Below are 849 nucleotides of genomic sequence, written 5' to 3' on the forward strand. Positions count from 1 at the left end.
GTTTATCTTGGCGTCATCATCATATAAATAATGCTTGATTAACGTATCAGAATAACGAAATCTCCCCTCCTCAATTGAGACTGTCGCGTTCAACAAGCGATTCAAAGCACCGCGCAACCATCCAGCACTGCTTCCACCGCAAGAGCGCTTGAGTTCACGCAAGCATTGGTAGGTTAGAAACTCAACTTTCACTCCTAATCCACGCTCACGACACCGATGCAAGCAAAATTCCCATACATCCAGATCAGCCTGATCTAGTTGCTGTCCAGTGAATTTAATCACTACCCCTTTTAATGAGGCTTTACGTTGGTTATTTTGAAATGCTCGCCGTCCGCGTTTGATAGCACCGAATAGCGCCGACCGCAGAATGCCATTAGGTACTCCTCGGAAATTTTTCGGCCAGATCGGCAACGGCACGACCCGTGTATCTTCCGGGCGGGGTGGGGCTGTGTTCTCGCCACGCCCTCGCGCATCCATCCGCGCCATGATCGCTTGCAGGTCGATTTCTTCGGGTTCTTGTGCCATGGGTTTCACTCAATTTGGAATTAGGAAGCTCAAATGATACCAGAAGAGTCGTCATAGCATATTGCAAAAGTCGTCATAGCATATTGCAAAAGTCGTCATAGCATGTTGAAAAGTCGTCATAGCATGTTGCAAAAGTCGTCATAGCATGTTGGCCTAGTCGTCATAGCATGTTGCAAAAGTCGTCATAGCATGTTGCTAAAATCTTAAAAAAAAGCGCGTAAGCGATTGAATTTTTTGAAAAAAAAAAGAAAACGGCAACCCTTCTAATCTTCTTTTAATCATTTAAAAATAAAATTTAATCGCAAAAAAAAATCACAATTTATA

1 protein-coding gene is annotated in these 849 nt (G+C 43.7%); it reads right to left on the reverse strand.

What is annotated here, in order from left to right; genetic code table 11:
* A partial coding sequence (trfA, locus tag CKO12_RS14355; protein WP_274599937.1) for a plasmid replication initiator TrfA occupies positions 1 to 525 on the reverse strand: 525 nt, incomplete at its 3' end.
* Positions 526 to 849: the final 324 nt, after the last annotated feature.

It is taken from the genome of Chromatium okenii (genome assembly GCF_016583745.1).
Lineage (GTDB): Bacteria > Pseudomonadota > Gammaproteobacteria > Chromatiales > Chromatiaceae > Chromatium > Chromatium okenii.